Here is a 26,421-nt window from a genome sequence, read left to right as displayed (position 1 = left end):
CACGACTGGCCGTTTGCGAGCAACGCTTTCGCCGCAGCATTGCCCTGGCTGGCCGGTCGGCTGGACACTCCCGGGGTGCCGAGGATTCCGGCACCGGCCACTTGGCCGCCCGCCTCGGCTCCGGCTCCGCACGCCGAGCCGATCGGCCGCTAACGCGGGTAGCGTGGCATCGTGCCCGAAGAACCGGAAACCCCCGCCGGCCAGCCCGATATCGACCCGGGCTACAGCACCTCTGGGGTGCCGACGTTCGATTCGGTCCGCGAGAAGATCGAGAGCCGCTACGAAACATCCATCGGTTCAGCCGAATTGGGTGCCGAAACGCCCGAGGGCCGCGACGTCGAGGACCAGTACGAGGCCCGACAGCGTGCGGCCGCCGACCGGCTAGCCCAAATCCGCGAATCAATGCGCGACGACAGCCACTGAGCCGGCGACAACGGCACCGTGCGCAGATTCACTGCCGATGAGCGACGAAAAAGGCTGGTAAACAGGCAGTTTCTGTCGCTCGCCGATACAGTTACCCACGCCACCGCCGCGCTGGTGGGGCTGCATGCCACCGATCCCGCCACGCCCTATCTTTCGTTGTGGGCGCGGTGCCCGGATTTCGGCGTTGCCGACCTGGACAACGAGCTGTACCACAACCGCTCCTTAGTAAGGCATTTAGCCATGCGACGGACGCTGTGGGTGTTCAGTACCGATGACCTGCCGATCATTCAGTCCGCGGCCAGCGACCGGGTTGCCGCCAACGAACATCGCCGACTTGTCGCCGACCTACACAAGGCGGGGGTCGCAGCCGACGGCGAACAGTGGTTGGAGACAGCCTGTTCGGCCGTGCTGGGCCATTTGGACCGGCACGGGCCGGTGTCGAGCACTGAGCTGCGTTCCGCGCTCCCTGAAATTGCCGGAATGTATGACCCCGCGCCCGGAAAGCCCTGGGGCGGGACGATTCCGGTCGCCCCACGGGTGCTGACGGTGCTCTCCGCACGCGGCGAAATTGTGCGCGGACCCAACGACGGAAGCTGGACCACATCGCGTCCACGGTGGGTACGGACCACCGATTGGCTGGGTCAGCACACGGCGCCGGACGGCGCCTTCGAACAGTTGACGCGCCGGTGGCTGCATACATTCGGGCCCGCCACCGCCGCCGACATCAAATGGTGGTTCGGCACCACCTTGACAGCGACGCGAAAGGCCTTGGCGGATATCGGCGCGGTCGAGGTTGAGTTGGATTCCGGCCCGGGCTATGCGCTGCCCGACGACCTAAATATCGAACCAGAGGTCGCCCCATTGGCCGCACTACTCCCGGCCCTCGATGTGACCACAATGGGTTGGTTCGACCGCGGTTGGTACCTCGGCGACCACCGGGCTCAGGTTTTCGACCGCAACGGCAACGCCGGGCCCACCGCCTGGTGGAGCGGACGCGTGGTGGGCGGTTGGTATCAGGATCACGAGGCACGCGTCCACCTGCAATTCCTTGAGGACCCCGGCCGCGACGGGCGGCGAGCGTTGAAACGGCGCGCTGCCGAGCTCACGTCCTGGCTCGACGGCGTCCGCATCAAACCGCGATTTCCGTCGCCGTTGTCGAAGTCAGTCAGCATCGACGGCGGAACGTGAATCCCACAGGCTTAGGCGCTGACCTTGCGGCGCTTGGTCGATCGCCGCGGGGTGCCGGCCGATGGCTTGGCGGCGCCGAGTGCCTCCGCGAGGAACTTGCCGGTGTAGCTTTCGGGCACCGCCATCACATCTTCCGGTGTGCCCTCGGCGACGATGGTTCCGCCGCCGGCACCGCCCTCGGGCCCCATGTCGATGATCCAGTCCGATGTCTTGATCACATCCAGGTTGTGTTCGATGACGATCACCGAATTGCCCTTGTCGACAAGGCCGTTGATGACATCGAGCAACTTTCGGATGTCTTCGAAATGCAATCCGGTGGTGGGCTCGTCGAGGATGTACACCGTGCGTCCGGTGGAGCGCTTCTGCAACTCCGATGCCAGCTTCACCCGCTGCGCCTCACCGCCGGACAGCGTGGGCGCGGGTTGGCCGAGACGGACGTATCCGAGGCCGACATCGACGAGCGTCTGCAGATAGCGGTGGATTCCAGTGATCGGCTGGAAGAACTCCGCCGCCTCCTCGATCGACATGTCCAGCACCTCGGAGATGGTCTTGCCCTTGTAGTGCACCTCCAAGGTTTCCCGGTTGTAGCGGGCGCCCTGGCAGACCTCGCAGGGCACATACACATCGGGCAGGAAGTTCATCTCGATCTTGATGGTTCCGTCGCCCGTGCACGCCTCGCAGCGACCGCCCTTGACGTTGAACGAGAACCGGCCCGGTTGATAGCCACGGACTTTGGCCTCGGTGGTCGCCGCGAACAAGGTGCGGATCTTGTCGAAGACGCCGGTGTAGGTGGCCGGGTTGGATCGCGGTGTTCGGCCGATCGGCGACTGGTCGACACGCACCAGCTTGTCGACGTTGTCCAGCCCGGTGATGCGGGTGTGCCGGCCCGGAACCTGCCGGGCGCCGTTGAGCCGGTTGGCCAGCACCGAGGCCAGGATGTCGTTGACCAGGGTCGACTTGCCGGAGCCGGATACCCCGGTCACGGCGGTGAGCACACCGAGCGGGAACGCCACGTCGATCCCGCGCAAGTTGTGCTCGTTGGCGCCGACGACCGTGAGCCGACGTCGATTGTCCACCGGACGCCGAATCGTCGGGGCGGCAATGCTTTCCTTGCCTGACAGATAGGCCCCGGTGATCGACTCCTTGTTCGCCAGCAGTTCGGCGTAGGTGCCGCTGTGCACGATGTGACCACCGTGCTCGCCGGCGCCCGGACCGATGTCGACAATCCAGTCGGCGTGTGCGATGGTGTCCTGGTCGTGCTCGACGACAATCAGGGTGTTGCCCAAATCCCTTAAACGGGTGAGGGTTTCGATGAGCCGGCGGTTGTCGCGCTGATGCAGCCCGATGGATGGCTCGTCGAGCACATACAGCACGCCGACCAGCCCGGAGCCGATCTGGGTGGCCAGCCGGATGCGCTGCGCCTCACCGCCGGACAGCGTGGCCGCAGCCCGGGACAGCGACAAGTAGTCCAGCCCCACGTCGAGCAGGAAGCCGAGCCTCGACTGGATTTCCTTGAGCACCTGGCCGGCGATGGCTTGTTCGCGTGGGCCCAGCGTGAGCCCGTTGAGGAAGTCGGCGCAATCCGAGATGGACAGCTCGCACACCTCGGCGATCGACTTGGCGCCCTGCTCCCCCGCGGCCAAGGTGACGGCCAGGATTTCCGGCTTGAGCCGCGTGCCCTCACACACCGGGCACGGCACGTCCCGCATGAACCCTTCGTAGCGCTCCTTCATCAGCTCGGATTCGGTCTGATCCAGCTTGCGCTCCAAGAAGGCCAGCACACCCTCGAAGTCGGCGTAGTAGGAGCGGGTGCGGCCGTAGCGGTTGCGGTAGCGGACGTGCACCTGCTCGTCGCAGCCCTCCAGAATTGCCTTGCGCGCCTTGGCCGGTAGCTTGCGCCATGGTGTGTCGACGTCGAAGCCCATCGCTTCACCGAGGCTGGCCAGCATCCGGGTGAAGTACTCCGCCGTGTGGCCCATCGACCACGGCGCCACCGCGCCCTCGGCCAGTGTGCGGTCCGGGTCGGGCACCACCAGCTCGGGATCGACCTCCTTGCGGATACCCAGGCCGGCGCATTCGGGGCAGGCGCCGTACGGCGAGTTGAACGAGAACGACCGCGGCTCCAGGTCGTCGACGGCCAAGGCGTGCCCATTGGGGCAGGCCAGCTTCTCGGAGAATCGCTGTTCGCGGTTGTGGGCGTCGTGGTCGTGATCGACGAACTCCAGTACCACGATGCCGTCGGCCAGGCTCAGCGCGGTCTCGACCGAATCGGTGAGCCGCTGCTTGGCGTTGGCCTTGACGGTCAGGCGATCGACCACGACCTCGATGTCGTGCTTCTCCTGCTTCTTCAACTTGGGCGGATCGGTCAGCGAATGCACCACGCCGTCGACCCGAACCCGGCTGTAGCCCTGCGCGTTGAGCTTCTCGAACAGGTCGGCGAATTCGCCCTTGCGGGTGCGGACCACCGGGGCGAGCACCTGGAATCGGGTGCCTTCGGGCATCACCAGCACCTGGTCGACGATCTGCTGCGGGGTCTGGCGGGCGATCCGCTCACCGCAGACCGGACAGTGTGGCGTGCCAGCCCGCGCGTAGAGCAGCCGCAGGTAGTCGTACACCTCGGTGATGGTCCCGACCGTTGAGCGGGGGTTGCGGTTGGTCGACTTCTGGTCGATGGACACCGCCGGCGACAATCCTTCGATGAAGTCGACGTCGGGCTTGTCCATCTGCCCGAGGAACTGGCGGGCGTACGCCGACAGCGATTCGACGTAGCGCCGCTGGCCTTCGGCGAAGATCGTGTCGAACGCCAGCGAAGACTTCCCCGAACCGGACAGGCCGGTGAAGACGATCAACGCGTCGCGCGGCAAATCAAGATCGACGCTGCGCAGATTGTGCTCGCGAGCACCCCTCACGATCAGGCGGTCAGCCACGCAATCCCTTTCCGCGGGCCGCTTCCAACGCCGGTATCGGCGCCGCAATCGGCCGGACACTACCGTGTCCATGCTAGGTGTCCCCTCTGACAGACAGTCAACACGTTTCCGCTGTGCTCACGTGGCCCGGCTGGAGCACCTCGTCCGGTAGTTTGGCTGCCTTCCTGCCCCACAGAACATCTCGACAGGAACGGACTTGCTAGATGGTCACCATGTCACCCTTGGCGCCGATCTACGACGTTGCGAGCGCGCCGCGCTAGCGACAGCGCCTCTATTGTTGATCGATCGAGTCCGCCGGACGAAGGAGCCGCCGACGGTCAACCAAGGCAAGACCCCACCTACCGACCCGCTGACGCCTGGCGAACGCCGTGCCATGTTGGTAGCCGCCCTGATTTTCGTTGCTTTGATCGCGGTGGGGGTGGCGGCGTGGGCGATGACGGGCCACTCGTCAGGTTATGGCCGATCCGGCGACAGCTGCGTAAATGTCACGATCGCAAGTTCGATGGGCGGCGCAGTCGAGCATGCATGTGGTGCAGAAGCACGCGACTGGTGTCACGCTGTCTCCGCCCAGCACGACGCCCACTCGGAAGCAGTTCAGGCTCAGTGTCGAATCGTGGGGTTTCTGCCATAGCGGCCACCCGGGCGAATTAGCCCGACGGGTTGCCCCTGCAGAAATCTAGAATTAACACTCAATCATCTGACCGAAACCCAACGGCGCGAAAAACTGCCCACTCTACGTATGGCACCGCGACAGCGACCGAAGGGTGGACCGCGATGAACCCTTATCCCGATTGGCTCAGCCCCGGAGACAATGCGTGGCAGTTGGTGGCGGCGACTCTGGTCGGCCTGATGAGCATTCCGGGTATTGCGGTGCTGTACGGCGGCCTCGTCCAAAAGAAGTGGGCGGTCAACACGATGTTGATGGCGTTCACCGGGTTTTCGTTGGTCTTGGTGGTGTGGGTGCTGTGGGGCTTCAAGATGGGATTCGGGGAGCCTCAAAAGCTCGGCCCTGGCATCCTAGGGTCCGCGGTGGGCAAGCCGCGCAGCATCTTGGGCGCCGACAACCAGCATCAGGCGGTCATCCCGCTGCTCGACGGAGCGATGCCGAAATTCCGATTCTCCGAAACGACGCTGGCTTACTTCCAGTTCGTATTCGCGGCGATCACCCCGCTGCTGTTCTTGGGCAGTGTGGTGGGCCGCATCAACTTCAAGGTGTGGCTGATCTTCGTTCCGCTATGGTCGACGTTCGCTTACTCGGTCAACGCCTTCCTGGTGTGGGGTGGAGGCTTTTGGGCCCAGCCGCACACCGGCGTCAGCAGCCTCTTTAGCACTGGAACGCTGGACTATTCCGGCGGGTACGTGATTCACCTGGCCGCCGGCACCAGCGGGTTTGTCGCAGCCGCGGTGATCGGGCCCCGACTGGCCCGCGACCGCGAACGCGCCGTACCCAACAACTTGCCGATCGCCGCGGTTGGGGCGGGCATCCTGTGGCTGGGCTGGAACGGGTTCAACGGCGGTGACCCGTACTTCGCTGGCACCAACGCCTCATTGGCCGTTCTGAACACTAACCTGGCCACCGCGGTGGCGCTGCTGACCTGGATAGTCTGGGACGTCGTCGCGAGCCGCGAGCGTAAACCCACCCTGTTGGGTGGCATTAACGGCATGATCTCGGGGCTGGTGGCCATCACCCCCGCCGCCGGCTTTGTCAACAGCTTCGGCGCCATCATCATCGGAGTCGTGGCCAGCTCGCTGGTGTGGATGTCCTGGAACTGGTTGGGCCGCACCCGACTGTTCACGAAGGTCGATGACAGTCTCGGCGTCGTGCACACCCATGGTGTGGCGGGCTTGGCCGGTGGCCTGCTGGTCGGGGTGCTGGCAGACCCGCACATCGTCATGTACCTCGGCAACGGCAAAGACGTCAAAGACGTCACCAACGCGGGCTGGCTATGGGGCCACCATCCGGCGCAAATCCTGGTCCAATTCTGCGCGGCGCTCACCATCATCGCCTGGGACGCCTTCGTTACGTTCGCCATCCTGAAGGTTCTTGGCTTGTTCATGAAACTGCGTGCACCCGATGAAGTCTTGGAACAGGGTGACATCGGCGTGCACTTGGAGGAGGCCTACCCCGACGAGACCCTCGTCAGGGGCGGCCACACGCACTGAAAGCCTGATGACATGAAGCTGATTACGGCAGTCGTCCAGCCGTTTACGATCACGGACATCCGCGCCGCGGTAGACAACGCCGGCGTGCACGGTTTGACCTACTCCGAAGTCCGGGGCTACGGGCGCCAGAAGGGGCACACCGAGGTATACCGGGGTGCCGAGTACGAGGTCGAGTTCGTTCCGAAGGCACGCGTCGAGGTCGTCGTGGATGACGAACACGTAGACGTCGTGGTCGCGGCCATCATCGGCGCCGCACGCACCGGCAAGATCGGCGACGGCAAGGTCTGGGTGACGCCTATCGAGTCGCTGATCCGGGTGCGAACCGGCGAACGCGGTTCGGATGCCCTTTGACGCCACAATCAGCACACCCTAGTTCGACTCGCATCGACTAGCCCGGCGTTAACCCCGTAGGGCGACCAACCCTCGGCCAGTACCGTTGACCGGTATGACCACCCTGACTGACGACTACACCGGCCACGTCGATCCGGGTACCGCGGCCCGCCGGACGTTGCCGGGCGCCACGATCGTCAAAGCGTCGGTGGGCCCCATGGATAACAACGCCTACCTGGTGACCTGTTCCGCGACCGGCCAGACCCTGCTGATCGACGCCGCCAACGACGCGGACGATCTTGTCGAGCTGGTGCGAACCCAGGCCCCGAACGTGTCGCTGATCGTCACCAGCCACCAGCACTTCGACCACTGGCAGGCACTGGAAGCCGTCGCGCAAGCCACCGGCGCACCCACCGCCGCCCACGAGATCGACGCCGAGCCGTTGCCGGTCAAGCCGGACCGGTTGCTGGCCGGCGGCGACACCGTCCAGATCGGTGACCTGACGTTCGACGTCATCCACCTCCGCGGACACACCCCGGGATCCGTCGCACTGGCGCTCAACGGCCCTGCCACCGGCGGAGTCACCCAGCTGTTCACCGGCGATTGCCTGTTTCCCGGCGGCGTCGGCAAGACGTGGCAGCCCGGCGATTTCGACCAGCTGCTCGATGACGTCACCTCCCGGGTGTTCGATGTCTACGACGACACCACCGTCGTCTACCCCGGTCACGGCGACGACACCACACTGGGCGCTGAGCGTCCCAGCCTCGCGACGTGGCGCGAGCGGGGTTGGTGAATAGCGGGCACGAAACGCGCTGCAGCACCTACGCTTAGCCGATGAGGCTGGGGATCGACTTCGGCACAACGCACACCGTTGTCGCGGTCGTCGATCGAGGCAACTATCCGGTGGTGTCGTTCGACGGGGCCGACGCGTGGCCGTCGATCATTGCCGCCAACGAAGGCGGCGAGCTGCGCTACGGCCCGGACGCCGCCGCGGTCCGGCACCACCCGGACTGGTCTGTGCTGCGGTCGTTCAAGCGGCTGCTCAACGACGCCGGGCCGACGACGACAGTGGAGCTGGCGGGACGCCGTTACCTGCTGACCGAGCTGTTCGCGGGCTTTCTGAGCCAGCTGAGATGCGACCTGCAGCACCGTTCGAACGCCGAGCTCTCCCCGGGAGTGCGGGTCGAGGCCGCGATCAGCGTGCCGGCCAATGCCTCCAGCGCACAACGCTTCCTGACCCTGGACGCGTTCGCGCAGGCCGGCTTCGATGTGGTCGCCCTGCTGAACGAGCCGTCGGCGGCGGGCTTCGAGTACGCCCACCGGTATCACTCGACGATCACCGCCAAGCGGGAATACGTCCTGATCTACGACCTCGGTGGCGGCACGTTCGACGCGTCGCTGTTGAAGATGACCGGGCGGCTGAACGAGGTGGTCGTCAGCGAGGGCATCCAGCGCCTCGGCGGCGACGACTTCGACGAGGCCATCCTCAAACTGGTTCGCAACGGCGCCGGACTGCGTTCATTGCCGTCGGGCACCCGCGATCAGTTGCTCGAGGAGTGCTCGGTCCGCAAAGAAGCCGTCGGCCCGAACACCCGGCGATTCCTGGTCGATCTCACCTCCGTGGGCAAGCCGCCGTTCTCCTGTCCGATCGAGGACGTCTATACGGCGTGTGCTCCGTTGGTGGACAAGACGATTGCCGCTCTCCCGGGTGTGCTGCACGACCGCACCGGCGGCGACGTCGACTGGTCCGAGATCGCAGGCATCTACGTGGTCGGCGGCGCCGGAAGCTTCCCGCTCGTCGCGCGGGCGCTGCGCTCGGCCTTCGACGAGAAACGGGTCAAACGCTCATTGCACCCGTTCGCCGCGACGGCCATCGGCCTGGCGGCCTTCCTCGACCGGGAGGCCGGATTCGCTCTCTCCGAACGTCTTTCGCGCCATTTCGGGGTGTTCCGCGAGGCGTGCGCAGGCGAGGACGTCTGCTTCGACCCGATCGTGCCCAAAGGGGCCGCGCTGCCCACCGCCGGACAGCCCCCCTTCGTCGTCACGCGGACCTACCGCGCGGCGCACAACATCGGACATTTCCGCTTCGTCGAGTGCAGCCGGCTGCGCGACGGCCGTCCGGACGGCGACGTGACGCCCTATGCCCCGGTGTTCTTCCCGTTCGATCCGGACCTCAGCGACGACCTGGACCTGCCGCGGCGGCCGGTCAGCCGCTGCGATGAGGGCCCCGATGTCGAGGAGCGCTACGTCGTCACGTCCGGTGGAGCCGTCGAGGTCACCCTGACCACGCGTCCGGACCGACTCAGCCGCACGTTTCGGCTGAAGCGCCACGACCTCGCCAGCGTGTAGCCGTCGATCAGCTCGCGCCGTCGAGATCGGGCGCCCAGGCCACCCCATTGATGTGGCTGCCGCCGTCGACGAACAACGTGTTGCCGGTGAGATAGCGGCAGCCCTCGCCGGAACCTCCACGCCGTTCCCGCGGCACTGGTCGGCCGTCTGCTCCAATGCGGCTGCTGTGCGGGCAACCAGCACCAGATTCAGGCCGGCTTACGTGGTGGTGTGGACGATCAGCACATCGACCTTGGCCCGGCGCGAGACGTTGGCCGGCACCGATCCCAGCAGCCGGCCCGCAATCGTGCTCAGGCCGACATTGCCGACGACGAGCAGGTCGGCGCCGACCTCTTCGGCGAGTCCGACCAGCGCGTCGACGGGCGCGCCGACGATCGACCGTTCTTCGACGTTCGTGGCTCCCGCAGATTCGGCCCGCTGCTTGGCCTCGCGCAGGATCGCATAGATCGGGGCACTGCCCGACACCTTGTAACTCTCGTCTTTCAGGGCGTCGGCGGCCCGTGCATCCTCGTTCTGGGGCAAGTACGCCGTCGCCACGATCAGCTTTGCGTTAGCCCCGGCAATGCTGCCCGCCTTCTCTACCGCGCGCAGCGACGAGTCCGAGCCGTCGGTTCCTACCACCACGGTCCGATAGGCGCTCATTTACCCTCCCAGGTGTCGGTTGCTACGCCAACCCCAGACAGTAACGCCTCGCCGTAGCCAGATGGTCGACTTTGAGACACGGCGATCTGGCTGGCAATCAACGGCTACCGCTGTGGCGCGCACACTCTGAGGAGCCACTTGCGTCTGCTACGCGTCCCATTAGCAACCGCGATCAATGAAATTCATTGTTGTGCATGCATTTTCGTCGATATGGGTCCCACACGACCGAGTCGCCCGATTCGGCCACACCGGCAAAAGTGGTATGTGATCAGGAAGGACGGGTAAGCAGGTTCACCACAGTGGCCCTAAAGTGACACCCATCATGGTTGCCACAGCAGTCGCCGAACCCAGGACGGCGGTCACCCCAAGCGCGTCGCGTCCGCGCCGGCGCAGCAGGTTTATTGACCCGCTCGCGATCGCGGTGCTGGCCGCTGTGATCGGCGCCGCCGGTGCGGCCCGGCCGTCGCTGTGGTTCGACGAGAGCGCCACGATTTCCGCCTCCGCCGGCCGTTCCATACCGGAACTGTGGCGGATGCTGGGCCACATCGACGCCGTGCACGGTTTGTTCTACCTCCTGATGCACGGCTGGTTCAGCGTCTTCCCGCTGACCGAGTTCTGGTCGCGGGTGCCCGGTTGCCTGGCCGTCGGGATCGCCGCAGCCGGCGTCGTGGTCTTCGCGAGACGGTTCCTGCCGAGGACCACCGCGGTGTGTGCGGGCGTGGTGTTCGCCATCCTGCCTCGCGTGACGTGGGCCGCCGCCGAAGCACGCTCGTATGCGTTGACGGCGGCCGCGGCGGTGTGGCTGACCGTTCTGCTGGTTACCGCCGTACGCCGACACCGACGACGGCTGTGGGTGTTCTACACGCTCGCGCTGATGCTCGCGATATTGCTCAACCTCTATCTGGTGTTGCTCGTGCCGATCTACGCCGCCGTCACGCCGGTGCTGCGGCGCGATAAGTCGGTGTTGCGTTGGTGGGTGATCACGTCAGCGCTGGCGATGGCCGCATCGACGCCGTTGCTGTTGTTGGCCCATACCCAGAGTTTCCAGGTCGCCTGGATATATCCGTTGAATTGGCACAACGTGCTCGACGTCGTGCTGCACCAATATTTCGACAACAGCGTTCCATTCGCGATCCTGGCTGGGCTCATTTTCGTTGCCGCGCTGACGATTCGGATGAGGGGTCAGTGGCGCTCGCTGGGCGACACCCGCCGGGTGCTGATCATCTGCGCGGCCTGGATGGTGGTGCCCACTGCCATCAGCCTGATCTATTCGGCGATCAGTGATCCGTTGTATTACCCGCGATATCTGTTCTTCACCACCCCGGCGATGGCGGTCGCGCTGGCCGTCTGCATTGTCGGGATCGCGCGCAGGCCACGATGGATCGCCGCGATCCTGATCGTGCTCGCCGTGGCGGCATTCCCGAATTATCTTCTCTCGCAACGACAGCGGTACGCCAAAGAGAGCTGGGATTACAGCGACGTCGCCGACCTGATCAGCGCGCAGGCGGCTCCGGGGGACTGCCTGCTGGTCGACAACACGGTCGGCTGGCTGCCCGGGCCGGTTCGGGCGCTGCTCGGCGCGCGTCCCGCCGCCTACCGGCCGCTGGTCGACGTCGGTCGCGGCGTCCCCGCGCCCAAACGCGAAACGCTGTGGGACGGTCACGTGGCCGTCTGGCTGGTGGTAGGCCGGCTGTATCAATGCACCACGCTGTGGACGATTTCCGCCCACGACACCAAGCTTCCGAACCATCAAAGCGGGACGGCGCTGCCGCCTGGACGGGTGCTAGCGACCGCGCCCGCATACGTGACTGCGAAAAATGTCGGGTTCCACATCGTCGAGCGGTGGCAATTCCACCGGACGCAGGTCATCAAGTCGACGCGCTGATGGCGTCCCGCGAACCGTCATCTTCGAAATTGGTCCACGCCCGGCAACGCCGGGCTTAAGCTTTGCTGTGCGCACGACACGCACGATGAGGAGTACTCATGAGCGCCCAATCCCGCACCGACCAGCGTCACTGGCAAATGCGTCGCCGAGCTGCAGGGGTAGGTGCCATTTTCGGCGGCGCCCTGGCCGCCGCGTTCCTGTCGACGGGCACCGCCTTCGCCATTACCGACGCCGACGCGTTCGAAGACATCGGGCTACCTGGCGGAACGCTTCTCGATACCACGAGCCCCACGATTTCCGCCGAGCTAGACCCGCTCGTTGACATGGGTCTCCCCGCGACGGGCGACCCATCGGACGCCGACGCGTTCACCGATCTCGGGCTTCCCGGCGGGTCCCTTCTTGACGCGCTAAACCCGACGCTTTCGGCCCAGCTAGACCCGGTCGCTGACGCCAGCGGCATCATCCTCCCCACCACCGACCTCGACGCTTACTACGACCTGGCCCAGGCTTTCGACCCCCACGCTGCTACCGACGGCCTTGGCGCCTTCGCCTTGGACCTTGACACCCTGTTCACGCCGTTTGGCATTGAACCGGCCCTCGACTCTGCTGCCGACAACTTGCTCAGCCTGTTCGGTTTGACGCCCATGTGATCTCGGCGCTTGGGCGCCTTAATCCACCCGTTCGGTGGCCCGGTGTGCTGCCCATGCGCCCAGTAAGCCCACTGCGGCGAAGACGGCGAACAGCGCCCGCGCGGCGATGACCATGCTGCCGTGGGCGGTGTTGACCACGACACCGGCCAGCCCGGCGCCGAATGCACCGGCGATGACCTCAATCGTGTTGATGGCCGCGGCCGCCGCGGGACCTTCGGCCTCGTCGTCGATGCACTGCATCGACCAGGCCGACAGATGCGGCCAGGCCGCGCCGATGCCGATTCCGGTAATCGTCAGCGCCAGCGCCCACGTGACGACCAGGCCCGCCGGCGCATTGTCAGCCTGCGTGGCCGCGGCCACAGCCAGACCCACCGCGATGGCAAGCGGCGCGAACACGACCACCCGGTCGATGACTTTCCTGCCGCTCAGCGACGCGCTGAGGATCTCGCTGACCGCCCAGCCGATCGCCAACGCGGCGCCCAGAAACCCGGCCGCGACCGGGACCAGATGCGCGAGGCGTTGCCCGAACAGCGGTACGTACATGTCGACCATCGCCGAGGCCATCAGCACCCCCAGGGCCAGGTAGATCCATTTCAACGGTCCGGTTCCAAAAACGCTGGGCGGTAACACTTTTACTGCCATGCGTCGATCGACGACGATGAACGCACCGACCAGAAGCAGGCTGATCGCGAGCAACGCTGCGGTCAGCCCGACGTTCGTCGGGACCTGGGCGACGCTGATCGTCAACGCGGCACTGCCCAGTAGCACGATCGACCACACCGGCACTTTCAACGCTGGCGGAGCCTCACCCGAATCGAGGTGAGCCGGTAGCACCCGCGGGACCAGCACGACCATCGCCATCGCGAGAACCGCCATGACGCCGAACGCCCAGCGCCACAGGCCGAATTGCGCGAAGAGGCCGCCGGCGGTCGGGCCCGTCACTGTCGCCACACCCCACATCGCCGACACCAGCGCCGAGGCTCTAGTCCACAGCGAGCGCGGCAGAGCGGTATTGATCAGCGCGTATCCCAGACCGGCCAACAATCCCCCGGCGGTGCCCTGCAGGGTGCGACCCACCAGCAAGACCTCCATGCCGGGAGCCAGCGCGCACACCACGCTGCCAATCCCAAACACGATCAGTCCCAACAGAAATGCCACCCGTGGCCCGATGCGCAGCAACAACGCGTTGACGGTCGTCGCCGCGACAACCGACCCCACCAGGTACAGGGTGGTCACCCAGGCATACAGCCGTTCGCCGCCGATGTCGGCGATCGCGCTCGGCAGCAAACTGACCGTGAGGAACTCGTTGGTCGCATACAGCGCCACCCCGCCGGCGAGAAGTATTGAGGTGCCCAGGAATCGGGGACCCAGCAGCGTCCGCCAGCCGTCGGCAGCTGCCTGGCCTTGGGGTGCGCTCACTTCAGACCGGCGGCGTCCATCCCGCGCAACTCTTTCTTGAGGTCGGCGATTTCATCACGGAACCGAGCGGCCAACTCGAACTGGAGGTCGCGGGCCGCGGTCATCATCTGCTCGGTGAGATCTTTGATCAGATCGGCCAATTCGGCCCGCGGCATGCTGGCCGTGTCGCGCCCTTCGAACACCCCGGCACTGATGGCCCGGCCGGGCGCACCCTGAGCACGTCGCCCGCGCGACGCGTTGCGCCCCGATCCGCCGATCTCCACAGCCTCGGTGTCGTCTGCCTCGCGGTAGACCTGATCGAGTATGTCGGCGATCTTCTTGCGCAGCGGCTGCGGGTCGATGCCGTTGGCCTCGTTGTAGGCGATCTGCTTGGCCCGCCGACGGTCGGTCTCGTCGATCGCCTCTCTCATCGAGTCGGTGATCTTGTCGGCGTACATGTGCACTTCGCCGGACACGTTGCGGGCCGCGCGGCCGATGGTCTGGATCAGGCTGCGCGATGAGCGCAGGAAACCTTCCTTGTCGGCGTCCAGGATCGCGACCAGCGACACCTCCGGCAGGTCGAGACCCTCCCGCAGCAGGTTGATGCCAATCAACACGTCGTAGTCACCCAGCCGCAGCTGGCGCAGCAGTTCGACCCGTCTTAGCGTGTCGACCTCGGAGTGCAGGTAGCGGACCCGGATCCCCAGCTCCAGCAGATAGTCGGTGAGATCCTCAGCCATCTTCTTGGTCAGCGTCGTCACCAGGATCCGCTCGTCGGCCTCGGCGCGCTTTCGGATCTCGCCGATCAGGTCGTCGATCTGGCCCTTGGTCGGCTTCACCACGACCTTCGGGTCGACCAGCCCGGTCGGGCGGATCACCTGCTCGACGAACTCCCCCGCGGCCTGGCTCAGCTCGTAAGGACCCGGCGTCGCCGAGAGGTAGACCGTCTGCCCGATCCGGTCCGCGAACTCCTCCCAGGTCAGCGGCCGGTTGTCGCACGCCGAGGGAAGCCGGAACCCGTATTCGACCAGGTTGCGCTTGCGCGACATGTCGCCCTCGTACATGCCGCCGATCTGCGGCACCGTGACGTGCGACTCGTCGATGACCATCAGGAAGTCGTCGGGGAAGTAGTCCAGCAGGGTCGCGGGTGGCGAGCCCGGCCCGCGAGCGTCGATGTGCCGCGAGTAGTTCTCGATGCCGGAGCAGAACCCGACCTGACGCATCATCTCGATGTCATAGTTGGTCCGCATCCGCAGCCGTTGGGCCTCCAGCAGCTTGCCCTGGCCCTCCAGTTCGGCGAGGCGCTCCTCGAGTTCCTGCTCGATGGTGGAGATGGCGTGGGCCATTCGCTCCGGTCCGGCAACGTAGTGAGTCGCGGGGAAGACACGAAGCGAGTCGACCTTGCGGATCACTTCGCCGGTGAGCGGGTGCATGTAATAGAGCGCCTCGATTTCGTCGCCGAAATACTCGATGCGCACCGCCAATTCCTCGTACGACGGAATGATCTCGACGGTGTCGCCGCGGACCCGGAACGAGCCGCGAGTGAAGGACATGTCGTTGCGGGTGTACTGCACGTCGACCAGCAGCCGCAGCAGTGCGTCACGCGGGACCTCGGTGCCCACCCTCAGCTCAACCGAGCGGTCCAGGTAGGACTGCGGTGTGCCCAGGCCGTAGATGCAGGACACCGACGCCACCACGACCACGTCACGGCGCGACAGCAGCGACGACGTGGCCGAGTGCCGCAGCCGCTCCACGTCGTCGTTGATCGAGCTGTCTTTTTCGATGTAGGTGTCGGTCTGCGCGATATACGCCTCGGGCTGGTAGTAATCGTAGTACGACACGAAGTACTCAACGGCGTTGTGCGGCAGCATCTCTCGCAGCTCATTGGCCAGCTGCGCGGCCAGCGTCTTGTTAGGCGCCATCACCAAAGTCGGCCGCTGCAGCCGCTCGATGAGCCACGCCGTGGTGGCCGACTTTCCGGTACCGGTGGCACCCAGCAGCACGATGTCGCGCTCCCCCGCCTGGATCCGGCGCTCCAACTCGTCGATGGCGGTCGGCTGGTCGCCGGCCGGCGCGTAGGGGCTGACCACCTCGAAGTGGCCGCCCGCGCGCACCATCGCCTCGACCGGCCGATATTCGGAGTGCGCAACCACGGGGTGTTCGGTAGCAAACGCCATGCTCACCAGGGTAGAGCGCAGCACCGACAGAAGGTCAGCTGTGTTGGCTGCTCCACACCCGGGTGCCCGGGTCGCACTCGATCAGGTGCCCGTCGTCGGACTTCGACATCGTGAACACCGGCGTGTCATCGCACGAGGTGCCGACCGGGTGCACGCCAGTGGTCGGCGGAGCCTTGTCCCAGGTGGTGCCCTCGCAGACGACCTGCTGGTTGGCCGTGGAGTCGAAGGCGACCTTGTCGATGTCGGTGCATGGCCCACCCAGCACCGCGGGCGTTGCGGTTCCGACGGGGGTCGCAGTGGTGTTCGCCGCCTGCGTGGGATCGGCCATCGTCACGTCCGGCGGAACATCGCCGGCCCGGGACGCCACAACCGGGATGCGCAGCGTGGCCCCCTGCGAGCCGCACTCGTTGCTCCGCACGGTTTGGGTCTGCACGCCGCGCAGGGTGCCATCCGGTTCCGGCGTCAACGTCCAGACCACGGTCTCCGACTGGGTGGACATCGGTCCGCCGCGGGAGGTGCGGCACTGCACCTGCACCTGGCGGGGCTCGGCTTGCCAGTGGCCGCCGACGAAGTGCAGGACGCCGGCGTTGCCGGTGCCGCTGGTCTTGGCCGTCTGATGACTCGCGTCGTCCAGCTTGCTGCCGGTGGCGGCGCACCCGGTCGCGGTGCACGCGGAGGAAAACGCCCACCAGCTCGTGACTCCGCCGTTGGTACGGATGACGCCGTTGGACGTCTGCTTCGCGCGGTCGTAGTCCAGCCGGTAACTGCCGTTCAGCGGCGGCGCCGCGAGGGCCGACCCCGAGGACGACGCCCTGCTCACCCGCGGCGGCGACGCGGGATTGGCTTGCGGCTGGTCGTCCCAGGAGAAAAACGAGATCGCCCACGTCACGGTCAGCGCGAGGACGGTCGTGACGATCATCGCCAGTGCAATGCCGGCCTTCAGGGAAGATCGACGCGCGGCCTTCCAGAAGCGGCGGGTCTTCGGCGTGGAGTCGCGATCGCCGGCTGGGTGGCAGGAGACGCGTTCGCTGAACGCCGCGGCGAACTGGCGGCACCGGTCGAACCGGTCCGACGGGTCCTTCGCGAGTGCTTTGAAGAACACCTCGTCGAGGTCGGCCAGGTCGGGGCGGTAGTCGCTGAGCCGGGGCGGCGCTGCATGCAGGTGCTGCCCGATCACCGCGACGGGATTGGAGTTTCGGTAGGGCGGCGCACCGGTGAGCAGGTGGAATGCCGAGGCGGCCAGCGCGTACTGGTCGGCGCGGCCGTCGATGTTCGACCCGACGAGTTGCTCGGGGGCAGCGTAGGCAACGGTGCCCACCGCGACGTTGGTCTCGGTGATTCCGCTGATGTCGGCGAGTTGGCGGGCAACGCCGAAGTCCGCCAATAGGATTCGGCGGTCTTCCTCGTCGGGATGGGTCAGCAGGATGTTGGCGGGCTTGACGTCGCGGTGCAACAGCCCACGGGCATGGGCGTAGTCGAGCGCGCTGGCGACCGCGGTGACGATCGCACAGACGTCGTCGTCGGCCATGCCGGAACGAAAGCGGTCCCGCATGAGCCGGGCGGCGTCGGTGCCCTCGACGTAGTCCATCGCAATCCACAGGTGTCCGTCGAACTCGCCGCGGTCGTGCACCGCAACGATGTGCGGATGCCACAGCGTGGCGGCCAAATCGGCTTCGCGGTTGAATCGTTCGCGGAATTCCTGGTCGGCCGTCGTCCCTTCGCTCAAGACCTTCAGCGCGTCACGGCGCGGCAAGCGAGGATGCTTGGCCAGATAGACGTCGGCCATCCCGCCGGACCCCAGTGGCCGCAGGATGGTGTAGCCGGCGAAAGACGTCGGCGTGGCGATCGCGCTGCCTGCCGCACCGCTCGGGCCTGATCGGTAGCCGCGCTCGGGCAGACTCCGGGAGCGTGGCGGCTCAGCGGGCGCGGGCGGCCCTGATTGGGCGTCCCAGCGCTGCGTAACTCTGGTCGCCTCATCCCTAGGCACACTTACCCCCTCACTTCTCTCGCTGTGCGTGCGATCCCACGCTGCCGGTCACCCCCACCGGACCACACTTTTAAATTTGTTGCGGTGAGGACGTTTTCGACATCTCGTCACGCGCGGCCGAGTGCGCAACGGCCTGCCTATCCTTCGCAATCGTGCCGCCAGATGCGGTGCACCCCTGTTGTGCCGCTTATGAAACAGCTGTGAATCGGAGTTGCGTCGCAGCTTGCGGCGACACATAGGTGAATCACAGTGCGCCCCATGGAAGCCGTGCCGTCGGGAGTCGATACTGGAGTCGTGAGTCGACCACCCCCGCCCCTTCTGACCATCTGGCACAACGGCTCAGAAAGCACCTTCGCGCCGGGTCACGACGTCGTCATCGGTCGTGATTTGCGCGCTGACGTACGGATCGCCGATCCGCGGATCTCGCGCGCGCACCTGATTCTGCGTTTCGACCAGGGCAAGTGGGTAGCCATCGACAACGGTTCGGTGAACGGGACTTTCGTCAACGGCTACCGCACTCCGGTGACCGACATCCATGACGGGCAGAGCATCAACGTCGGCAACGCCGGCGGACCGCGGCTGACCTTCGAAGTCGGACCACGACGCGACAACGGGGGCCGGCCGCCGGTAAGTGCGGCCCCGCCCGCCGCGCAGTCGACCATGTCGTGGTCGACGCCGTCGGTTTCCGTCGCACCTCCTGCCGGGCCGCGGCGAAGCGCCCCGTCGGAGTATCCGACCAACGTGCAGACCGGCCGCCCGCCCGCAGGGCCGCCGCGGGAGGACACGACCGTGGTCAACGCCCGGTCCGTGCACCCGCAGCACGACGTGCCGCCCACCGAGGTCACCAAGCTCGACAACCGGGCTCCTGATGCGTCGAATTTCGCGACCCGATTCGTCAAAATGCTGTCGCCGAGGGCGGCGCCGGCCGTCAAATCAGCCGGCTCGGTGACGATCGGGCGCGCCTCCGACAACGACATCGTGGTTCCCGACGTGCTGGCCTCGAGATATCACGCAACGCTGATCCTGACGCCGCTGGGCACCGAGATCCGCGACACCAGCGTCAACGGCACCTTCGTCAACGGCACCCGGGTCGGGTCGGCGATCCTGAGCGAGGGCGACGTCGTCACCGTCGGCAACATCGACCTGGTGGTCAGCGGGGGCCTGCTGGTCCGTCGCAGCGAGACCGAAGCGGCGACGCGCACCGGCGGCCTTGAGGTGCGTAACGTCCAATACGTCGTCGAGAACGGCAAACAGCTACTGAGCGACATCTCGCTGACCGCGCGTCCCGGAACGCTCACTGCGGTGATCGGCGGATCGGGCGCCGGGAAGAGCACGCTGGCCCGGCTGATCGCCGGTTACACCACACCCAGCTCAGGGTCAGTCACGTTCGAGGGCCACGACATTCACGCTGAGTACGCCTCGCTGCGCAGCAGGATCGGCATGGTCCCGCAGGACGACGTCGTCCATCGGCAGCTGACGGTGAACCAGGCGCTGAGCTATGCGGCCGAACTACGCCTGCCACCCGACACCAGCAAAGCCGACCGGACCAAGGTCGTCTCGCAGGTGCTCGAGGAACTCGACCTGACCAAGCACGCCAACACTCGCGTCGACAAGCTCTCCGGCGGGCAGCGCAAACGGGCCTCGGTGGCACTCGAGCTGCTCACCGGGCCATCACTGCTGATGCTCGACGAACCCACCTCAGGCCTGGACCCGGCGCTGGACCTGCAGGTCATGACGATGCTGCGCCAACTGGCCGACGCCGGCCGGGTGGTGCTGGTCGTGACGCACTCGCTGTCTTATCTCGACGTCTGCGACCAGGTGCTGCTGGTAGCGCCGGGCGGGAAGACGGCGTACTGCGGACCGCCGGACGGCATCGGCGAGGTGATGGGCACCACCAACTGGGCCAAGATCTTCAGCCAGGTCGGTGCCGACCCCGACGAGGCCAACCGCCGGTTCCGGGAACGCCAAGAGCCGCAGCCGCCTTCCAAATCGGACCAGCCGGCCGACCTGGGCGAGCCGGTACACACCAGCGTTCCACGACAGATCTGGACGATCGCACGCCGACAGGTCCGCCTCGTGGTCGCCGATCGGGCGTATTTCGTCTTCTTGGCGCTGCTGCCTTTCATCCTGGGCGCGCTGTCGCTCACCGTGCCCGGTAGCACCGGATTCCACCCCGCGGGCCCGCACACCGGGACGCCCGACGAGTCTGCGCAGATCCTGGCCCTGCTGCTGCCGGCCGCTGCGTTCATGGGCATCGCGCTGACGATTCGCGACCTGGTCGGCGAGCGTGCGATTTTCCAGCGCGAGCAGGCGGTCGGCTTGTCGACCACCGCGTACTTGCTGGCCAAGACGCTGGTGTTCTGCGGGTTCGCCATTCTGCAGGCGGCGATCGTGACCGCGATCGTGATGGGCGGCAAGGGCGCGCCGAGCCAGGGGGCGGTGCTGCTGGGCCATTCGACGGTGGCGGCCACCGTCGAGCTGTTCAGCACCGTCGCCGCGACCTGCGTCGCCTCGGCCGTCCTGGGCCTGGCCATCTCGTCGCTGGTCCGGTCCAGTGAGCAGATCATGCCGTTGTTCGTGGTCGCGGTGATGGCCCAGCTAGTGCTGTGCGGTGGGATGGTTCCGGTGACCGGCCGACTTGGTCTGGACCAGTTGTCGTGGTTGATGCCCGCGCGCTGGGGGTATGCGGCCGCGTCGTCGACTGTCGACGCCCGGCATCTGGTGCCGCCCACGCTGCTCCCCCAGGATCAGTTCTGGCAGCACACCCGGCATTTCTGGCTGCTCGACATGGGCATGCTCGCCGGGTTGACGGTGTTCTTTGCCTGCTTTGTCCGCTGGAAGATCCGGCTTCGCCGCTGATACGAGGTATGCCATTCACGCCCCCAAGCACGAGACATTCGACCTGCGCGGCCGCACCAACACCGATCCCAAGGGCACCGTGCGGGCCGTGGATGACTACGCCGTGCGGCCGTGGGGCCTCTACCTGGCCCGCCCCACGCCTGGCCGCGCGCAGTTCCACTACCTCGAATCCTGGCTGCTGCCATCACTGGGGTTGCGGGCCACGGTCTTCCACTTCAACCCCGGCCACGAACGCGACTACGACTACTACCTCGACGTCGGCGAATACACGCCCGGCCAGGACCTTTGGAGCTCAGAAGACCATTACCTCGATCTCGAAGTTCGCCCCGGCGTCGGGGTGGCTGTGACCGACGTCGACGAGCTGCTGGAGGCGGTTCGGCACGGATTGCTGACGCCCGAGGTCGGCGAGCTGGCCGTACGGCGAGCAATGCATGCCGTGGACGGCCTGGCTCGCAACAACTACGACCTCAATACCTGGCTGGCCGGCGACGGCATGCAGCTCGAATGGCGCTGACTAGGTCAGACGGCGAGCAAGCGGTCGAAGAATTCGCGGTAATGCATTAGAGCCACCCGCAGATCCTCAGTGGAGGCCTCCTGGCCTTGCGACCACTGTTCTTCCAACCGGGACCGTGCCTCGGCGAATCCGGTCGTGAGGTGCTCGACCAGATCGGAAACCAGGTGGTCTGCCTTTTGGACGCACTCCTTGGGATTGTCTACGAAGGCGGCCTGAACGCCGGCCCACCGCGCACGCAGCTCCGCCACATCGTCGCCGGCGAAAAGCATTTCCGCGGTTGACGATTCGTGGTCCCCCCTGGGCGGCTCCGCCTCGATGTCATCGGCAACGGGCGCCGGCTCGGGCGTAGCCATCCTCTCGCCTTCGACACGCGACTCCTCTGGGACAGGCACCGCGGCCTCATCGGGGACTGCTCGTTCTTCGTGCGTGGTCATGCGCTTGCCTGCTGTGACTTATCCGCGTCTTCGCCTTGTGCGGTTTCGAGCAACTTCTCGAACAGCGCCCGGTAATGCACAAACGCGTCGCGCTGCTGCTCGGTGCTGACATCGTCCTGCTCCGACGTGGCGATGCCGTGCGCGGCGCGGTAGTTGTCGACAATCTCCGGGTGGTCTACGGAGATGTCCGCAGCCCTGCGGTCGAAATCATCCACGGGATAACCTCGTTCGCGCATCACCTCGGTTACCAAACGATCCGCGGCGCATACCGCACTTGTCGGATCGTCCACGAAGCCGGCTTGCACCTCTTGCCAGCCGACAGTGAAATTCGACAGGGCCGCGGGGGTCAGCGGGACGATGTCGAGCTTGTCCCGCTTGCGCTCGCGGGTGGTGAGTTCGCGCACGGCACCCTTATCGCTACCGGTCTCGTCTACCACCCGCTCGTACTCGGTGCCGTAGTGCTCTTTGAGCCGCTTCGTTTTCGTGCGGAAGCTGATCATGCTGATCACGACTGCCGCGGCGACAACCACAACGACAGCGACGGCTGCGATCAAGATCCATTCCCAGATGGGCATCGCAGACTCCTTTCTGACATACGTTTAATAGCCCGTTCGGCGACCGGGCAAACGTGAATTTGTGACGTACGGCATACGTCGCTGCGCCCGGCTGGCTTTGAACGTCGGACGCTCAGAAATAGTGGCGTCGGCCGCCGATTGCGCGTCCGGTGGCGCCCAAGATGGCCAGGATCGCGCCGACGACGAGCGCGACAATCCCCAGCGTCCACAGGATGGAGATCTTCAGCAGAAATCCCGCGATCAGCAGGACGATGCCGAGAATGATCATGATTGAGCCCTTTCCTCAGATGATGGGTGACCGATGTTCGGGTCGGCCGGCCTGCAACAAGTCGACCACTCCTGCGGGGGTACAACTACACCCCTAAGGGGGTAATGTCCCCGGGATGCCACACCCACCTCGCGCGCCGATCACCGTCGCGCTGGTCGACGACTACGACGTGGTCGTCAAGGGTGTGGCCAACATGTTGGAGCCGTATCGCGACCACATCGTCGTCGCGGAACTCGATTCCAGCGTGTCTGTCAAAGACGAGGTCGACATCGTCTTGTACGACTCATTCGCCCAACCCGAGTCCGATCACGAAGAGATCAGGCATCTCGTCGCCAACCCACGTGCGCATCGAGTTGTGGTGTACACCTGGAACTTTCACCCTGATCTTGTCCAAAGCGCACGGCAACATGGTGCCGAGGGGTATCTGTCAAAGACGCTGCCCGCGCGAGAGCTGGTGGCGGCCTTGGAGGCCGTGCACTCCGGCCAGGTGGTTGTCAGCGATGTGGCGACGCGCGCACGCAGCGCGCCCGGACTGGACTGGCCCGGACGCGGCGAAGGGCTCAGCGAACGCGAGGCAGAGATTTTGGCGTTGATCACCCAGGGCATGAGCAACGCCGACGTCGCACGGCTGACCTACCTGAGCCCGAACACAGTGAAGTCGTACATCCGCACCATTTATCGCAAGCTCTGCGTGAGCAGTCGCACCCAGGCCGTCTTATGGGGTGTCAAGCACGGCTTCACGCCCGACCACCACCGCATCGAGCACTGGCGCGTCGGAACTTAGCGGCGGTCACAGCCAATCGGGAGTTTCCCAGCCGAGGGCGTGCGGGTAAGTACCCACAATGGGTTTAGGCGATTATCGGCGACAGTGGCGGTCTGGGCGAAGTCCTGAGCAGTCGCGACGCCGCAGATGGGGCAAGAGCGGGCCACAATTCGTGATCCAGCATCACGCGGCGCGCAGCGACCACTACGACCTTCGGCTGGAGATCGACGGCGTCCTGGTGTCGTGGGCGATCCCTCGCGGCACCTCGGTCAACCCGCAGGACCGGCGGCTGGCCCGTCGCACCAAGGACCACCCGAATGACGACGCGGAGTTCGAGGGCACCATCCCCGACGGTGCCGAAAATGTCACCGTCTGGGACGAGGGCACCTACGCCAACGAGACCGATCATGAGATGACCACCTGCCTTCGCCGCGGCCACCTCTCCATTCACCTGAACGGCGAGAAATTGCACGGCGGCTACGCGCTGACCCGAGTCCGCGAGGGCGAGGAGGAGACCTGGCTGCTGATCAAGCGCCGCGAGGACCACGTTCCGCCCGACCCATTCGAATAGCCGCGGCGTACCGCTGTGCGCGCGGCCGGCAACCGGGTGCCCGCACCGATGCCGCAGCGTAGCCTGTGCGGTCATGAGCTTCACCAGGCATAGATTGATGGCGATTGCCGCAGTGGTGGCGGTCGCCGCGGGCTCGCAGCTAACACTCGCGGTCGCGCGGGCCGAGTTGCACAACATCACCTATATCGCGCGCGTCGACGGTGTGGCCCCCGGCAGCCAGGCCACCTTCGTCACCAACGACAATCAGACCAACACCGCCCCGCTGAGCACCGTGCCGGGCAACGCATTTCAGGCCAACACGGTGCTGGCCGATCCGCATCGAGCGGGCATGCAGGTAGCGGTCCGGTGGCCGTATTCGGCCAACGTGCACTGCGAAATCGATGTGGACGACAACGTCGCCGTACGAGTGGATCAGGTGGTGCATCCGGCCCCCGGTAGCACCGATCCGATGAACGGGGTCCTGCCGTGCGGCGCACCGTTGCCTAATCCGTAGGCCGCCAACCGGTGGCGTCGGCCCAATCCCACGCCTGGCGATAGGCTTCGGAAAACCATGGCTCCTTCGCGGCGACATAGTCCGCAATGTGGTCGTCGTGCGCACCGGCACGCTCGGCGTCGCGCTTGACGGCCAGATATCGTTCCTGCGCATCGGGATTGGCGGCAAGCCAGTCGACGAACAGCAGCGCGAACTGCTGATTGGGCCAGCCGTCGACGCGGACGTGGACGTTCGTCGGCCGACCGGGATCGGCCGAGCAGTGAAGTCGCTTGTGCCACAAGGATTCACCGGTGGTGCGATCGAACTCCGCGACGGTGCTGCGGGCGTCCGGCTGGCACACGTCGGCGGTGACCGGCATGCGCACGTAGCCCGCGCTCGTCAAAGCCTCGGCCAGCTCGTCGGCCGCGTCCAACGAGGCGACCGTGATCTGTACGTCAATGACGTCCTTGGCGTCCATCCCCGGCACTGCCGTCGACCCGATGTGGTCGATGCGAACGGCGCGGTGCCCACAGGACGTGTTCAGTCGTGCCGCGATCCGGCGCGCCTGATCTGGCCAGGACGGGTCGTGCGGTACCAGAACCGGGCGTGCGCGGGCCGGCTCACCGCCATCAAGATTGTGCGCGAACGGCAGGATCCGCTGGTGCCACAGCGCGCGCGCCTGTTCGACCAACTCCCCTGTGCTGCCGGAGTTGTCGAGCCACACATCGGCGACCGCACGACGCTGCTCCTCGGTGGCCTGCGCCGCGATCCTGGCCCGGGCGTCCTGCTCGGAAAAGCCTCGGTGCTCGATCAACCGTTTCACCCGGAGGTCTTCGTCAGCGTTGACGATCACCACCAACGGGAACATCGGCGCCATCCCGGACTCCACCAGAAGCGGGATGTCCTCGACGATCACGGCGTCCTGCGCGGCCGCAGCGATCAACTCTGAACGGCGTTCGGCCACCAGAGGATGCACGATGCCGTTCAGCGTCTGGCGCTTCTCGTCGTCGCTGAAGGCGATCGCGGCCAACGCAGGCCGGTTGAGTGAGCCGTCGTCGGACAGGATCTGCTCGCCGAACGCATCGACCAGCTTGGCCAGCCCCTCGGTGCCCGGCTCGACGACTTCACGGGAAATCACATCGCCGTCTACGACGATTGCGCCCAGATCGCTGAATGTTGACGACACCGTCGACTTTCCGGCGCCGATACCGCCGGACAGGCCAATGCGCAACACCGCACCAGTGTGTCAGGACGCTGCAGCGCCGAATACGCCGGCTGACGCCGGCTGGATTTCGGGTCTGACTGTCAGGCGTTGCCGGCGAGCTTCTCCCGCAGAGCGGCGAGTTGTGCGTCGCTGGCCAGCGAGCCACCGCTCGGCTGGTCGTCGCTCGACGAGCCGTTGGCCTGCGGGCGCGCGGCCTCTTCGGCCTCGGCAGCGGCGAACTTCTCCATCTGCGTGGTGTGCATCTTGTGCCGCCGCTCGGCCTCGGCGTAGCGGGCCTCCCACTCGGTGCGCTGACTGTCGAAACCTTCGAGCCATTCGTTGGTTTCGGCGTCGAAGCCCTCGGGGAAGATGTAGTTGCCCTGGTCGTCGTAGCTGTCGGCCATGCCGTACTTGGCCGGGTCGAAGTCCTCGGTGTAGTCCTCGTTGGCCTGCTTGAGGCTCAGCGAGATGCGGCGACGCTCCAGGTCGATGTCGATGACCTTGACCATCGCGTCGTCACCGACGGCGACCACCTGGTCGGGCACCTCGACGTGGCGCTCAGCCAACTCGGAGATGTGCACCAGGCCTTCGATGCCCTCTTCGACGCGGACGAACGCACCGAACGGCACCAGCTTGGTGACC

At 65.9% G+C, this 26,421-nt stretch carries 24 protein-coding genes and 1 pseudogene; 14 read left to right on the top strand and 11 right to left on the bottom strand.

Features of this window, described 5'->3' with window-relative positions; genetic code table 11:
- The 3 genes from VGH54_RS10200 to VGH54_RS10190 form a co-directional block, all read left to right on the top strand.
- Positions 1-153, top strand: a 153-nt coding sequence (locus VGH54_RS10200) for a hypothetical protein (protein WP_331511841.1), incomplete at its 5' end; no start/stop codon positions are given.
- 18 nt (positions 154-171) lie between these two features.
- Positions 172-423 carry a hypothetical protein gene (locus VGH54_RS10195; protein WP_331511838.1) on the top strand — a complete coding sequence of 84 codons (252 nt, stop codon included), beginning with the start codon at positions 172-174 and terminating at the stop codon, positions 421-423.
- Positions 424-441: 18 nt separating this feature from the next.
- Complete coding sequence (locus VGH54_RS10190) at positions 442-1,611, top strand: winged helix DNA-binding domain-containing protein (protein ID WP_331511837.1); 1,170 nt, start codon at positions 442-444, stop codon at positions 1,609-1,611.
- 11 nt (positions 1,612-1,622) lie between these two features.
- Here VGH54_RS10190 and uvrA read toward each other — a convergent pair whose 3' ends face one another.
- Positions 1,623-4,538 (bottom strand): excinuclease ABC subunit UvrA, encoded by a 2,916-nt coding sequence (gene uvrA, locus VGH54_RS10185; RefSeq protein WP_331511836.1) that lies wholly within the window; start codon positions 4,536-4,538, stop codon positions 1,623-1,625.
- 774 nt (positions 4,539-5,312) lie between these two features.
- Between uvrA and VGH54_RS10180 the strand changes: the two genes are divergently transcribed.
- The 4 genes from VGH54_RS10180 (at position 5,313) to VGH54_RS10165 (ending at position 9,380) form a co-directional block, all read left to right on the top strand.
- Positions 5,313-6,701, top strand: coding sequence for an ammonium transporter (locus tag VGH54_RS10180; protein ID WP_331511835.1), 1,389 nt, complete (start codon positions 5,313-5,315; stop codon positions 6,699-6,701).
- Positions 6,702-6,713: 12 nt separating this feature from the next.
- Positions 6,714-7,052: a P-II family nitrogen regulator gene (locus VGH54_RS10175; protein ID WP_331511834.1), complete on the top strand. Its 339-nt coding sequence runs from the start codon at positions 6,714-6,716 to the stop codon at positions 7,050-7,052.
- A 94-nt stretch (positions 7,053-7,146) separates the two neighbouring features.
- On the top strand, positions 7,147-7,824 hold the full coding sequence (locus VGH54_RS10170) for an MBL fold metallo-hydrolase (RefSeq protein ID WP_331511833.1): 678 nt from the start codon (positions 7,147-7,149) through the stop codon (positions 7,822-7,824).
- Between the two features lie 41 nt (positions 7,825-7,865).
- A complete protein-coding gene (locus tag VGH54_RS10165; RefSeq protein ID WP_331511832.1) occupies positions 7,866-9,380 on the top strand; it encodes an Hsp70 family protein in 1,515 nt (504 codons plus the stop codon).
- Positions 9,381-9,387: 7 nt separating this feature from the next.
- Here VGH54_RS10165 and VGH54_RS10160 read toward each other — a convergent pair.
- Both VGH54_RS10160 and VGH54_RS10155 read right to left on the bottom strand, forming a co-directional pair.
- A pseudogene (locus tag VGH54_RS10160) lies at positions 9,388-9,492 on the bottom strand (oxidoreductase); the annotation flags it as partial.
- 86 nt (positions 9,493-9,578) lie between these two features.
- Entirely contained in the window at positions 9,579-10,022 is a 444-nt protein-coding gene (locus VGH54_RS10155) for a universal stress protein (protein WP_331511831.1), read from the bottom strand.
- A gap of 322 nt (positions 10,023-10,344) precedes the next feature.
- On the opposite strand from VGH54_RS10155, the gene VGH54_RS10150 reads away from it, so the two are divergent.
- A complete protein-coding gene (locus VGH54_RS10150; protein ID WP_331511830.1) occupies positions 10,345-11,907 on the top strand; it encodes a glycosyltransferase family 39 protein in 1,563 nt (520 codons plus the stop codon).
- A 98-nt stretch (positions 11,908-12,005) separates the two neighbouring features.
- Positions 12,006-12,557 carry a hypothetical protein gene (locus VGH54_RS10145; protein WP_331511829.1) on the top strand — a complete coding sequence of 184 codons (552 nt, stop codon included), beginning with the start codon at positions 12,006-12,008 and terminating at the stop codon, positions 12,555-12,557.
- A gap of 18 nt (positions 12,558-12,575) precedes the next feature.
- On the opposite strand, the gene VGH54_RS10140 is transcribed toward VGH54_RS10145, so the two are convergent.
- The 3 genes from VGH54_RS10140 to VGH54_RS10130 are packed head-to-tail and all read right to left on the bottom strand — an operon-like array spanning position 12,576 to position 18,029.
- Complete coding sequence (locus tag VGH54_RS10140; protein ID WP_331511827.1) at positions 12,576-13,976, bottom strand: MFS transporter; 1,401 nt, start codon at positions 13,974-13,976, stop codon at positions 12,576-12,578.
- Positions 13,973-16,132, bottom strand: coding sequence for an excinuclease ABC subunit UvrB (gene uvrB / locus VGH54_RS10135; RefSeq protein ID WP_331511826.1), 2,160 nt, complete (start codon positions 16,130-16,132; stop codon positions 13,973-13,975). The genes VGH54_RS10140 and uvrB overlap by 4 nt, the downstream gene beginning before the upstream one ends.
- A 34-nt stretch (positions 16,133-16,166) precedes the next feature.
- A complete protein-coding gene (locus VGH54_RS10130) occupies positions 16,167-18,029 on the bottom strand; it encodes a serine/threonine-protein kinase (protein ID WP_414688685.1) in 1,863 nt (620 codons plus the stop codon).
- 384 nt (positions 18,030-18,413) lie between these two features.
- Here VGH54_RS10130 and VGH54_RS10125 point away from each other — a divergent pair, with 384 nt between their 5' ends.
- Both VGH54_RS10125 and VGH54_RS10120 read left to right on the top strand, forming a co-directional pair.
- Complete coding sequence (locus VGH54_RS10125) at positions 18,414-20,978, top strand: ATP-binding cassette domain-containing protein (protein ID WP_331511824.1); 2,565 nt, start codon at positions 18,414-18,416, stop codon at positions 20,976-20,978.
- A 79-nt stretch (positions 20,979-21,057) separates the two neighbouring features.
- Positions 21,058-21,492 (top strand): DUF402 domain-containing protein, encoded by a 435-nt coding sequence (locus VGH54_RS10120; RefSeq protein ID WP_331511839.1) that lies wholly within the window; start codon positions 21,058-21,060, stop codon positions 21,490-21,492.
- Positions 21,493-21,497: 5 nt separating this feature from the next.
- On the opposite strand, the gene VGH54_RS10115 is transcribed toward VGH54_RS10120, so the two are convergent.
- The 3 genes from VGH54_RS10115 to VGH54_RS10105 form a co-directional block, all read right to left on the bottom strand.
- Positions 21,498-21,845 (bottom strand): hypothetical protein, encoded by a 348-nt coding sequence (locus VGH54_RS10115; RefSeq protein ID WP_414688684.1) that lies wholly within the window; start codon positions 21,843-21,845, stop codon positions 21,498-21,500.
- 77 nt (positions 21,846-21,922) lie between these two features.
- A complete protein-coding gene (locus VGH54_RS10110; RefSeq protein ID WP_331511822.1) occupies positions 21,923-22,501 on the bottom strand; it encodes a hypothetical protein in 579 nt (192 codons plus the stop codon).
- Between the two features lie 112 nt (positions 22,502-22,613).
- Positions 22,614-22,769, bottom strand: a complete 156-nt coding sequence (locus VGH54_RS10105; RefSeq protein WP_331511821.1) for a DUF6131 family protein — start codon at positions 22,767-22,769, stop codon at positions 22,614-22,616.
- 115 nt (positions 22,770-22,884) lie between these two features.
- On the opposite strand from VGH54_RS10105, the gene VGH54_RS10100 reads away from it, so the two are divergent.
- The 3 genes from VGH54_RS10100 (at position 22,885) to VGH54_RS10090 (ending at position 24,596) form a co-directional block, all read left to right on the top strand.
- On the top strand, positions 22,885-23,553 hold the full coding sequence (locus tag VGH54_RS10100; protein WP_331511819.1) for a response regulator transcription factor: 669 nt from the start codon (positions 22,885-22,887) through the stop codon (positions 23,551-23,553).
- A gap of 58 nt (positions 23,554-23,611) precedes the next feature.
- A complete protein-coding gene (locus tag VGH54_RS10095; protein ID WP_331511818.1) occupies positions 23,612-24,103 on the top strand; it encodes a DNA polymerase ligase N-terminal domain-containing protein in 492 nt (163 codons plus the stop codon).
- 73 nt (positions 24,104-24,176) lie between these two features.
- Complete coding sequence (locus VGH54_RS10090; RefSeq protein ID WP_331511817.1) at positions 24,177-24,596, top strand: hypothetical protein; 420 nt, start codon at positions 24,177-24,179, stop codon at positions 24,594-24,596.
- Here the strand turns inward: VGH54_RS10090 and coaE are convergent.
- Both coaE and VGH54_RS10080 read right to left on the bottom strand, forming a co-directional pair.
- Positions 24,586-25,809, bottom strand: coding sequence for a dephospho-CoA kinase (coaE, locus tag VGH54_RS10085; protein ID WP_331511816.1), 1,224 nt, complete (start codon positions 25,807-25,809; stop codon positions 24,586-24,588). The genes VGH54_RS10090 and coaE overlap by 11 nt on opposite strands.
- A 71-nt stretch (positions 25,810-25,880) precedes the next feature.
- The coding region (locus VGH54_RS10080) for a S1 RNA-binding domain-containing protein (RefSeq protein WP_331511815.1) at positions 25,881-26,421 on the bottom strand (541 nt) is incomplete at its 5' end.

This window comes from Mycobacterium sp., from assembly GCF_036488105.1.
GTDB lineage: Bacteria > Actinomycetota > Actinomycetes > Mycobacteriales > Mycobacteriaceae > Mycobacterium.
The sequence above is the reverse complement of the archived record's forward strand: the minus strand, read 5'-3'. Positions and strand labels throughout refer to the sequence as shown.

Bases quoted from the DNA above. Each gene is read 5' to 3' on its own strand.
- VGH54_RS10180 (WP_331511835.1), top strand. From the start codon at position 5,313: ATGAACCCTTATCCCGATTGGCTCAGCCCCGGAGACAATGCGTGGCAG.
- VGH54_RS10175 (WP_331511834.1), top strand. From the start codon at position 6,714: ATGAAGCTGATTACGGCAGTCGTCCAGCCGTTTACGATCACGGACATC.
- VGH54_RS10170 (WP_331511833.1), top strand. From the start codon at position 7,147: ATGACCACCCTGACTGACGACTACACCGGCCACGTCGATCCGGGTACC.
- VGH54_RS10165 (WP_331511832.1), top strand. From the start codon at position 7,866: ATGAGGCTGGGGATCGACTTCGGCACAACGCACACCGTTGTCGCGGTC.
- VGH54_RS10155 (WP_331511831.1), bottom strand. From the start codon at position 10,022: ATGAGCGCCTATCGGACCGTGGTGGTAGGAACCGACGGCTCGGACTCG.
- VGH54_RS10150 (WP_331511830.1), top strand. From the start codon at position 10,345: ATGGTTGCCACAGCAGTCGCCGAACCCAGGACGGCGGTCACCCCAAGC.
- VGH54_RS10145 (WP_331511829.1), top strand. From the start codon at position 12,006: ATGAGCGCCCAATCCCGCACCGACCAGCGTCACTGGCAAATGCGTCGC.
- uvrB (WP_331511826.1), bottom strand. From the start codon at position 16,132: ATGGCGTTTGCTACCGAACACCCCGTGGTTGCGCACTCCGAATATCGG.
- VGH54_RS10115 (WP_414688684.1), bottom strand. From the start codon at position 21,845: ATGGCTACGCCCGAGCCGGCGCCCGTTGCCGATGACATCGAGGCGGAG.
- VGH54_RS10110 (WP_331511822.1), bottom strand. From the start codon at position 22,501: ATGCCCATCTGGGAATGGATCTTGATCGCAGCCGTCGCTGTCGTTGTG.
- VGH54_RS10105 (WP_331511821.1), bottom strand. From the start codon at position 22,769: ATGATCATTCTCGGCATCGTCCTGCTGATCGCGGGATTTCTGCTGAAG.
- VGH54_RS10100 (WP_331511819.1), top strand. From the start codon at position 22,885: ATGCCACACCCACCTCGCGCGCCGATCACCGTCGCGCTGGTCGACGAC.
- VGH54_RS10095 (WP_331511818.1), top strand. From the start codon at position 23,612: ATGGGTTTAGGCGATTATCGGCGACAGTGGCGGTCTGGGCGAAGTCCT.
- VGH54_RS10090 (WP_331511817.1), top strand. From the start codon at position 24,177: ATGAGCTTCACCAGGCATAGATTGATGGCGATTGCCGCAGTGGTGGCG.